Here is a 10172-nt window from a genome sequence, read left to right as displayed (position 1 = left end):
ATTATACTATAAATTCAACTTTGCAACAGAACCTAAAAATTGATAATGGAAATGATAAAGAAGTAGAACAACTAATTAAAAAAATCAAATACTTAAATTAATTATCCAAATCAAGTAAGGAGATCTATTAATTATGAAAAAACTAATATTAAGTGTCATCATGTTATGTACAATGCTATTAAGTGCATGTTCCATTAATTTTGGAGATAATGAAAATGATAAGGATACTAATCAAGAACAGTCAGACAAAAAAAATAATAACGAATCTAGTTCTAAACCTGATAACAACGCCAACAACGAAACATCTAATAATGCTAATCCAAACAACTCTCAGGAACAAACCAATCGACAACAACCTACAAACAACCATACCGATACTCAGAATCAAGATCATCCTAACGAAGAAAATAGCACTCAAATCTCTCGTGAAGATGCCATTCAAAAAGCCAAAAATGTTTTTAAAACAGGACAATACTCTGAATTTAAAATAGATCAAAAAAGAAGTAGCAATACAGATTATTTTATAAAATTTTTAGGACGAGACGCTACTGGCTTTCCAATAAAATTTGCAACAACTGTCAATAAAGAAACTGGTGAAGTTGGAAATTTGATTGATGATCGAACAGAAAAAGATAAACAAATCCATGTACAACATGCCAACGAAAGTAAAATGTATAAAGGGGATAATAGTCGTAACGAAGAAATATATGGTCGAGATCTTTCTCGTCCTAATGATGATGAACGAGAAAATAGTAAGCAAAACAATATCAATTCAAAGCGTAATCAAGATGGCAATAATCACCCGAACGAAAACAGTTCAGAAAAAAATACTACTGAAGAAGACCAATCCTCAACCCAAAATAAATAGTAAAGTAAAACGACACTTTAGGTATCAGTCACCATACAAATACCTAAAGGGTCGTTTTATATATTAGAAAAAGAAGGATATAGAGATTTTGCTAAAAAATTCACATCATATCATACAGTTTTCCATCCAATATTTAATATTGATTCGTCAATAATTTCACTCAGGGAAATCAATGTAATTTTATTATTACGTTACCTGTCTTTTATAATTTTTTTCTACTGTAACAGTAACTAATTCATAAAAAAGGTTCTATTGCAAAGTTGAATTTATAGTATAATTTTAACAAAAAGGAGTCTTCTGTATGAACTATTTCAGATATAAACAATTTAACAAGGATGTTATCACTGTAGCCGTTGGCTACTATCTAAGATATGCATTGAATTATCGTGATATATCTGGAATATTAAGGGGGACGTGGTGTAAACGTTCATCATTCAACGGTCTACCGTTGGGTTTCTGCTTCCTTATATATATTATTTATTTATAAAGAATAACGGGATTTTGGGATTGTGCTTGCACAATCCTTCTGCTTCTTCGAGTAAGCAAATCCCATTCATTTCCCGTTAAAAAATCATCGTGGGATGTTCTTTAGCAATTTCAATATAAGCTTCGTGTAGTAGTAGATAGATAATGCAATTTGCTACCATATTAGATAAGTGTTATTGAAATTGATAAAGAAAATTCTTATAAATAGTTATAAAAAGTAATCAGAAGAAGAAAATAAAGAACTTTCTATAATAAAAAGTCTTCACTATTAAATTTTAGTGAAGACTTTTTACTTAAAATTTTATTATTTATAAAACTAAGCCAATAATACTTGCTGAAATAATTGATGCTAATGTTGCACCTAATAATAATCTTAGGGCAAAAGAAGCTACTTTATTTCCCTGTTTACTATCAATACCTTTAATAGCTCCTACCATAATTCCAACAGTACCAAAGTTAGCAAAGCTTACAAGATAAACAGATATTATACCTTGAGTCTTTGGAGATAGAGAAGAGGCAATTTTTTGAAAATCTAACATTGCTACGAACTCATTTGTAATTAACTTTGTTGCCATAATTGATCCAGCACGTATAGCTTCACTCCATGGAATACCCATAATGAAAGCGATAGGAGCAAATATGTAACCAATCAATTTTTTAAAATCTAGACCGACTAAATCAAATACAATAGTAATTCCTTTCATTAAAGATATAAAAGCTAACAACATTATTGCTACAGTAATAGCAATTCTGAAGCCATCAATAGCACTTTCACCAATCATTTGAAAGAAAGTTGTTTTTTTAACATTTTTTTCTGATTCAGCTTTTAATTCTTTATTATCATTTTTGTAAGGATTAATGACGCTAGCAATTATCAAAGCACTGAAAATATTTAAAACAACTGCAGTAACTACATATTTAGGATCGATCATTTGCATATATGAGCCTAGCATAGCCATACTGACAGCACTCATACCTGAAGTAGCGATAGTATATAACTTTTCTTTTGACAAGCTTGGAATAATATTTTTAACTGTTAAATAAACCTCTGGTTGACCTAACATAGAAGTAGATATTGCGATATAACTTTCAAGTTGGCCCATATGAGTTATTTTATTAATTATCCAACCTATAATTTTAATTAGAAAAGGTAAAATTTTAAAATAGTTTAACATACCAATTAAAACTGAAATAAAAACTAAAGGTAGTAATACATTTAGAAAGAAATTATAGCCGTTTTTATTTTGTAAATCTCCAAAAACGAATTCAATACCTTCTTTACTAATATTCATTAAACCTTCAAAAAATGTACTCATTGCGGTTAATAAATTAAGACCTATTGATGTATTCATCATAAATAAAACAAGAACAATTTGTATTACTATCATAATCATTGGTTTTTTTATATCTATAGCTTTTCTATTAAAACTAAAAATATATGCAACTAATAAAGCAAAAACTATTCCTAAAAATGTGAAGATTATTGACATAGTCAAGCACCTACATTTTGCTGAAAGCTACAGCTATTTTAGCTCCTAAAACAGCGTTATTTTCTACCAACTTAATATTTGTTTCTAAGCTTTTGCCATCTGTTTTTTCAACGATTGTTTTAAGAAGGAAAGGTGTAGAGTCTTTTCCAATAATTCCATTGGCAATAGAATCTTTAACAGCTTCTTCAATTATAGTGTCAATATAATCTTTAGAAAGTTCATGTTCTTTAGGAACAGGATTTGCAATGACCATTCCACCATGTAAATTTAACTCCATTTTGGTCTTGAAAATTTCAGCTATTTCTGTAGGTTCCTCAACTGAACTATTTAGTTTTAAACCGCTTTCTCTAGTGAAAAAAGCAGGTAGTTCAGTTGTTTGATATCCAATTACCGGAACACCTTTAGTTTCTAAGTATTCAAGCGTTTTAGGCAAGTCTAAAATAGATTTTGCTCCTGCGCATATAACTGTAACATTTGTATGCGCTAGTTCTTCTAAATCTGCTGAAATATCCATACTAGTTTCTACGCCCTTATGAACACCACCAATTCCACCAGTGACAAAAAATGGTATCCCAGCTAATTCTGAACAAATCATAGTAGAAGCAACAGTTGTAGCCCCAATTTTTTTAGTAGCAACTATTTCTGCTAAGTCGCGACGAGATACTTTAGCGACATTAGGACTATTTGCTAGAGTCTCCAAGTCATTTTCGTTTAAACCAATTTTTATTTTCCCATCCATTATGGCAATAGTAGCAGGTGTGGCGCCATTGTCTCGTATTATTTGTTCAACTTTTTTTGCCATTTCAATGTTTTGTGGGTAGGGCATACCATGAGAGATTATTGTAGATTCTAAAGCTACTATGGGACTATTGTTTTTTTTGGCTTCTTCAACTTCTGTAGAAAATTCAAGAAATTTTTTCATTTTTAAATTCCTCCAATTCAATTTCTAATTGTTTTTGATCTAAATTTTGTCTAACAGTGTAATTAGTTTCAACAGTTTTCTTCGAGTTTAACAAAGCTAAGTTAATAATGTCTTCATTAGTATAATTTTTTAGCCAACTATATATTACTGCGCTAGTAAATGAATCACCAGCACCAGTTACATCAACTACATTTTTAGATGAAATTACTGAGTGAAATGATTCTGAACTATTATCTTTGAAAATGAGTGGTTTTAGTCCATTTGTAATAATGACGTTAGACACACCAAGATTAATTAATTTCTCAGCAGCAATACTCATGTCATCATTACTATCAATTTTCATTTTTAAAAAAGTTTCGGTTTCATCGCGATTAATAATTAACCAATCAATTGAATGTAGTGAATTAGGCATATGGATCATTTTAGGTGAAGATACTGGTACAATTACTAACTTAATATTGTTTTTTTCTGCGAATGAAGTGAGGTACTCAATAGATTTTTTGGGTAAATTTAAATCTATTACTAAACATTTAGCTTTTAATAAGATAGATGACTGCTTTGACAGAAATTCAGGTGTAATTTCCTCGTAAATATTCATATCTGCAAAACCATACTGCATATCACCTTTTTTATCTATAATAGCTGTATATGATCCTGTACTTGCATTTTCTATAGGTTGAATATAATTTGTATTCATAAAAGGCTCAGATAGTTTTTTAATCAAACTCCATTCGCTATCATTTCCAGCTGCTGTTAAAAATGTAACATTTTCACCAAGTCTCCCTAAGTTTTCAGCAATATTTCTTGCTACACCTCCAATCGATTTTGTTGATTTTACTGGATTGGAAGTCATAGATTGTAGATCAGTATCACAATAAAACTTTCTATCAACATTAGCAGCTCCAATACAGATTATGGAATCTTCCTCATTAACAATGTATGCTTTTCCTAATATATATTTCTTTTTTATTAAACCAGATATTATATTAGCTGTGGCTGGCCTTGATAAACCAATACGTTCTGCTAACTCTTGTTGAGTAATAAAAGGATTTTTTTTAATTTCGTTTAAAATAAATTGCTCTTTATTTTTCAAAATAGCACCTCCTTTTAAAGAAACAATAGTTCACAAACAAAACATTTGTTTGTTTCATTCAAAGAGATAATAACATATATACATTTTTGTGTAAACGTTTTCTCGAAAGGTTTTATTTTTTATTCTATTAAAAGATAATTATACTCACTTTATTTACTAAATAATAAGATACAGTGTTTGGGACAAAAATAAAGACGAAGTGCTAAGAAGCACTTCGTCAAGTGGATGGTTATTAAATAGTTGTTTGATAATCTCATTATTCAGTTTGAGCGTAACGTAAAATTGCTTCTTATGATGCTCATCTTTTCTTATGTCAATACGATCGATGATTGTTAGATATAGTGATTTCAACTGAGATTTCTCTAATTTGTCTATATCTTTGAATATTGCTTGTAATACATTAGCAATCATATCTGCATCATAATGTGGAGATTCCGCTTGTTTATCTTGTTCTAGTTGATGGATTTGATTGTTTATTTGATTCAACTCATCTTGATAGCTAAGTATTGTTGGTTTCAACACACTATCTAAGTCAGGTGAGTCTTCGATCGTTTTCGTTAGTGTATGCATTTTGGCTTTGATTTCTTCACATTGTGACTGTTTATAAGCGATGTCATGATTCAAAGAAGAGACATCTATTTGACTTCTTTCATTTACTTTTTCAACCAATTGTTTCATTACCTTTTTACTTTTGATAATCTCCAATATTTGGTTCATAACATATTTTTCCAATATATCTGCTCTAACACTATTGGCTGAACAAACTTTAGAACCTTTGTTTCTAAAATTACTACATGAGTAATATCTGATTCTTTTCTTAGTGCCATCTTTTAATGTATTGGTTGTATTACTTGCCGCCATTGCTGCACCACATTTCGGACATTTTACAATGCCAGTCAGTAGGTTTGTCCCTTTACCATGGACTTGTGGTTTCTTGCGACTCTCCTGGCGTTTAAACTGTACTTTATCCCATAAGTTTCTATCAATAATAGGTGCATGCTTACCGTCAGCGATAATAGGTTCCTCATTGAGTCCTTTTCGTCTCTTATCGCTCCAGTGTCTATACTTCGCAAACTGTATTTTTCCAATGTAAAAAGGGTTTGAGATGATGTAGGTAATGGATGAAATACTAAACGGTTTACCTTTCTTAGTTACATAACCTTTGTGATTTAATGCATTCGCAATCTTACGATAACCATGACCTTTAGCGTATGACTCAAAAATATATTTAACAATATTTGCTTCATGTTGATTGATCATGAGCTCTTTTTTACTGTCAGGTACTTTATCATAGCCTAGAGGCAAATTACCTTGGTAATAACCTTCAATGGCACGTTGTCTTTGACCATTAAACACGTTTTCTACAATAACGTTTCTTTCAAATTCTGCGAAGCTCGCTAAGATTTGGAGCATCAATTTACCTGTGGAGCTCGCAATTTCTATTTTTTCAGTTAGACTAAAAAATTCAACATTAATCTCATACAATTCTTCGACAATATTTAATAAATCTGAGGTATTTCTAGCTAAACGAGTAGTATTATATACCATAATACCATCTAATTTACCTTCTTTAGCATCTTTTAACATACGTTGTAATTCAGGACGTTGTGTTGTTTTACCTGATATACCACGATCGGTATATTCATCAACGACTTCATAACCTTGAAATTGACAATACTCTGTAAGTTGATTTAATTGACCATGAATACTGTAACCATCCGTTTGCATTTCAGTTGATACACGTGCATATAATCCAATACGTTTCTTTTTGAGTTGTTTCATACGACTTCATTCCTTTCAGATATTATTAAGTGTGATTGTTCAACGATATTGAGTGGACTATTTTTAAAGTAGATTCCTTGTAATTGTTTAGTTTGAGTTATGTTGATGCAATCGATAAAAGGTGCTATGGTTTCTAATGTCAATTTATCTTTGATTATATGACGGATTGTTTTGGTAATTTGTTTATGTGAATAATTAGAGTAACGTTCTTCACTTTCAGAGCCAGCAGATAAATGTTTAAACGTCTCGATATCAATTTGATTTTGTGCTAGCTTTTCGATGAGTTGTTCTTGTGTTAGATGTGATTGTCTGTGTTTCATTTGTTGGCGTTTTAGAGCTTTTAGTATTGTCTCATTTAATTTGTCATGAAATGACTGATTGTTACAATATGCTTTACAAGTGTTGAGGACCTCTGTTTCAATCATTTGCGCATTGATACCTTTAAATGGACACGTATGATAAGCTTCATTCATATTTTTAGGACAGACATAGTAACGTAGAGAATGATGTTCTTTTTTTATTGTTAAGTTTGTTAATGTTGATTGACAGTAAGGACATTTAAGTAGCTTCTTTAATTTGTTTTCAGAAATGTGTTGTTTATGATGTTTATTCAAGCGACGTTGCTGTGCTTGTTCAAAGGTATCAATGTCGACAATAGAAGGTACTAAATCATTAAATGTTCCATACTTATTGATGACACGACCGCAATAGTTAGGGTTCAAGAGAATATTTCTAACTTGATAGGGCTTACGTGGAGTAAGCTTAGGATTGTTATCTAAATGTTGGGAAATTTTTTTGTAGCCTAGACCTTGTAAGTACCAGCGATAGACAGCTTTGACTGTATACGCTTCTTCTTCATGTACAACAAAATGACCTTGTCTATAACGATAGCCAAAAGGTGCATGAGTTGTGATTAGCTTACCTTGTTTGGCTTTTTCTCTTATCCCATTTCGTGTCTGTTCACTGATATTGTTTGATTCCATTTCCGCTAGACTCATAAGTATGTTCAAGCGAAAGCAATCAAACTCTTTAGACAAATCAAAATATCCATCGTTAACACTGATGATTGTGACGTGATGCTTTTTACAAATTTCAAAGAATTGTATGGCATTTTTCAAATTACGATGTAGTCGGTTCAAGCGATAGCAACACAATACTTTACATTTTCCGGACGTAATCATTTCTACCATCTTTTGATAACCCGACCGTTTCGTATTTCGACCGCTTCTCTTATCATCATAAAACGTCACATTAGGCCATCCATATTGCTTAGCAGTATTCAAAATGAGAGATTTCTGAGTCGCTAAACTTTGTTGTTTTAGTGTACTTTGACGTACGTAAGCAACGGCTTCTTCCATGTTATACACCTCCATAGAGATAATATATGTTTATGAATGAATTAGAATGAAAGGTCCAACGTGTTAAAAGCACGTTGGACCGCAATGATTAATTATCGTTCTGTAACTCTTCAATAACTAAATCAGCTAGTAATTCAATCAATTCATCCATTTTATCTACTCCTGTACGATTGCATCTTTAAGTTATTAAAAATCAATTAAATCATCATTCTGTTTTTTCCATGATTCAAGCATCTTTTTGTTATCCAAGTTAATTTTAGCTTTAATAGGTTCAGCATCTTTAGTTAGACCAAAAATAGATGCATATTCTGAATCTAGTTTTAAATGGTAAAAGACAAGTGACTGTTTCTTACCATAGTCATCTTTAACTGTTCGTTTTGTCGTAATTCGATCACGGTCAGATTCAATAAAACCTTTATCTCTTAGTGCATTCACGACATTGTTGACATCCTGAAAGTGCTGTTCTTTCAGCATATCTTTAAATACAGTCGCAATGATTTTGACTTCGATATAATCATCTTTTAAGGCAATTAGTCCATAATTCTCAATCATATTCTTTAACGCTGTGTCATCAGAAAACTTACCACGATTTTGTGCTACAAATTGCGTAACGACTTCAATCGCTTTATCTGCCAGTGATCGTTCAGAGACTGTATGAGTATGATAATCAATAAAGTAATCTTTTATTTTAGTGATATCAATATCTGTAGATAAAACATGACTAAGAATCTTGGCCGAAGTAGTGATAGCCGCATAGCGCTCAAACATACGAATACCAGTATTATTTGTTTCATCCTTCAATTTATCTTTAAACCAATGATGTAATTCAAAAACGGATCAAAAAACAAAGGGCCCTAGAAACTAGGAGCACACTTACACAAGAACAATTGATAGATAAATTAGCTAAAGGAGCCATCGATGCAGAAACGTTCAGAAAACAATCTCAATCGTTACTTCAACAATCAAAACCAACACTATCAATAAATGAGCAACAAATTCAAAAGTCTTTTGAAAATGTAATTCAACAACACTTCACGTTAAGCATGTTATACCGATATATTGATGAAATTCATATTTCTAAAAACAAAAGCCTTGTGGGAATCTATTTCAAAAATGAACCGCTAAACATTGTAAACCAAGCTACGCAATCATCGATTGCTTAATTAATGAAAGGATGAAAAATATGAAAGAAATGAAAAGAAAATCTGTAGGATGTTATGTTAGAGTTTCAATAATTTCTCAAGACATTGATAAATTTAGTATTAATGGTCAAATTACACAAATAAAGGAATATTGCCAACAGGGAAATTATGAATTGCTATACTGATAATTAAAAGTACCCCCGATCGAACGAAAATATCTTTTTGATGACTATTAGTGATAATTGTAATTTTATCCATTAATAGATGAATGGATTGGAATAATACTAAGCCTATTGCTATTCCACCGAGTAAAATTACCCACCCGCCTAATTCAATACTTTCCGGAATCATTTCAAAAAATAATAAGCCAATTATAAGGCCTGCACATAATGAATAAATAAAGCCATGACCACTTTGAAAACCTTCCATTATCCAAGCGAGTCCACCGCCAACACCAATTACAAGTGCGGAAGCTAACGCCCGATCATCCATACTGCACTCATCCCACTATTCTTAAAAAGGCTTTGTTTATTTTACTCTAAAAAATCAAAACAAAATATATGAATTCATATTAAATATTATTTGATTTTTTATTCAGATGGTTATATCATATATATGAACATATATTAATATATGTAGATAAATAGTGATTATTATATATAAGGTTTTGAATTGAAACCTAAAGTGAGGGAAGGATAATGGAAGAAAAAAAGGAATTAGAGGAAGTAAATAATAAGGATTTAGATGATGAAACATTATTTGTCGTATCGCAAACATTTAAAGCGTTAGGTGATCCTACGAGAATCCGGATTCTCCATTTGCTCTTTTATAAGGAGTATTCGGTAAACGGTATTGCTGAAACGCTACATCTTAGACAATCAACAGTTTCCCATCAATTGCGGTTCTTGAAAAATTTACGGTTAGTAAAATTCCGAAGGGAAGGCACAACATTGTTTTATTCCCATGATGATGAACATACTATGAATATGCTAAAACAGGCGATCGATCACGCCTGTCATCACTAGTATTCC

General features: G+C 31.3%; 8 protein-coding genes and 3 pseudogenes. 4 read left to right on the top strand and 7 right to left on the bottom strand.

What is annotated here, in order from left to right; translation table 11 throughout:
- Positions 1-133: 133 nt before the first annotated feature.
- Both HMPREF3239_RS09100 and HMPREF3239_RS12160 read left to right on the top strand, forming a co-directional pair.
- Entirely contained in the window at positions 134-868 is a 735-nt protein-coding gene (locus tag HMPREF3239_RS09100; RefSeq protein ID WP_053021809.1) for a hypothetical protein, read from the top strand.
- 301 nt (positions 869-1169) lie between these two features.
- A pseudogene (locus tag HMPREF3239_RS12160) lies at positions 1170-1347 on the top strand (IS6 family transposase); the annotation flags it as partial.
- A 315-nt stretch (positions 1348-1662) separates the two neighbouring features.
- Here the strand turns inward: HMPREF3239_RS12160 and HMPREF3239_RS09095 are convergent.
- The 6 genes and pseudogenes from HMPREF3239_RS09095 to HMPREF3239_RS09070 form a co-directional block, all read right to left on the bottom strand.
- Positions 1663-2844, bottom strand: a complete 1182-nt coding sequence (locus HMPREF3239_RS09095) for a NupC/NupG family nucleoside CNT transporter (protein WP_070855406.1) — start codon at positions 2842-2844, stop codon at positions 1663-1665.
- Positions 2845-2854: 10 nt separating this feature from the next.
- Positions 2855-3766: a pseudouridine-5'-phosphate glycosidase gene (locus HMPREF3239_RS09090; protein ID WP_048667850.1), complete on the bottom strand. Its 912-nt coding sequence runs from the start codon at positions 3764-3766 to the stop codon at positions 2855-2857.
- On the bottom strand, positions 3750-4859 hold the full coding sequence (locus HMPREF3239_RS09085; protein ID WP_048667849.1) for a carbohydrate kinase: 1110 nt from the start codon (positions 4857-4859) through the stop codon (positions 3750-3752). Before HMPREF3239_RS09085 ends, HMPREF3239_RS09090 begins: the two co-directional genes overlap by 17 nt.
- Before the next feature lie 156 nt (positions 4860-5015).
- Positions 5016-6641, bottom strand: coding sequence for a cassette chromosome recombinase CcrB (ccrB, locus tag HMPREF3239_RS09080; protein WP_070855404.1), 1626 nt, complete (start codon positions 6639-6641; stop codon positions 5016-5018).
- Entirely contained in the window at positions 6638-7999 is a 1362-nt protein-coding gene (gene ccrA, locus HMPREF3239_RS09075; protein ID WP_070442253.1) for a cassette chromosome recombinase CcrA, read from the bottom strand. Before ccrA ends, ccrB begins: the two co-directional genes overlap by 4 nt.
- A gap of 186 nt (positions 8000-8185) precedes the next feature.
- Positions 8186-8815 (bottom strand): annotated as a pseudogene (locus HMPREF3239_RS09070) (hypothetical protein); the annotation flags it as partial.
- A gap of 8 nt (positions 8816-8823) precedes the next feature.
- Here HMPREF3239_RS09070 and HMPREF3239_RS09065 point away from each other — a divergent pair.
- Positions 8824-9162: pseudogene (locus tag HMPREF3239_RS09065) on the top strand (recombinase family protein); the annotation flags it as partial.
- A gap of 111 nt (positions 9163-9273) precedes the next feature.
- Here HMPREF3239_RS09065 and HMPREF3239_RS09060 read toward each other — a convergent pair.
- Positions 9274-9633, bottom strand: a complete 360-nt coding sequence (locus HMPREF3239_RS09060) for a ZIP family metal transporter (RefSeq protein WP_017175149.1) — start codon at positions 9631-9633, stop codon at positions 9274-9276.
- A 206-nt stretch (positions 9634-9839) separates the two neighbouring features.
- On the opposite strand from HMPREF3239_RS09060, the gene HMPREF3239_RS09055 reads away from it, so the two are divergent.
- A complete protein-coding gene (locus HMPREF3239_RS09055; protein WP_000391495.1) occupies positions 9840-10166 on the top strand; it encodes an ArsR/SmtB family transcription factor in 327 nt (108 codons plus the stop codon).
- Positions 10167-10172 lie beyond the last annotated feature (6 nt).

It is taken from the genome of Staphylococcus sp. HMSC34C02, from assembly GCF_001838705.1.
GTDB classification, from domain to species: Bacteria; Bacillota; Bacilli; order Staphylococcales; family Staphylococcaceae; genus Staphylococcus; species Staphylococcus borealis.
The sequence above is the reverse complement of the archived record's forward strand: the minus strand, read 5'-3'. Positions and strand labels throughout refer to the sequence as shown.

What these genes read in the sequence shown, in the direction of transcription:
- HMPREF3239_RS09100 (WP_053021809.1), top strand. Translation starts at nt 134, where the DNA reads ATGAAAAAACTAATATTAAGTGTCATCATGTTATGTACAATGCTATTA.
- HMPREF3239_RS09095 (WP_070855406.1), bottom strand. Translation starts at nt 2,844, where the DNA reads ATGTCAATAATCTTCACATTTTTAGGAATAGTTTTTGCTTTATTAGTT.
- HMPREF3239_RS09090 (WP_048667850.1), bottom strand. Translation starts at nt 3,766, where the DNA reads ATGAAAAAATTTCTTGAATTTTCTACAGAAGTTGAAGAAGCCAAAAAA.
- ccrB (WP_070855404.1), bottom strand. Translation starts at nt 6,641, where the DNA reads ATGAAACAACTCAAAAAGAAACGTATTGGATTATATGCACGTGTATCA.
- ccrA (WP_070442253.1), bottom strand. Translation starts at nt 7,999, where the DNA reads ATGGAAGAAGCCGTTGCTTACGTACGTCAAAGTACACTAAAACAACAA.
- HMPREF3239_RS09060 (WP_017175149.1), bottom strand. Translation starts at nt 9,633, where the DNA reads ATGGATGATCGGGCGTTAGCTTCCGCACTTGTAATTGGTGTTGGCGGT.
- HMPREF3239_RS09055 (WP_000391495.1), top strand. Translation starts at nt 9,840, where the DNA reads ATGGAAGAAAAAAAGGAATTAGAGGAAGTAAATAATAAGGATTTAGAT.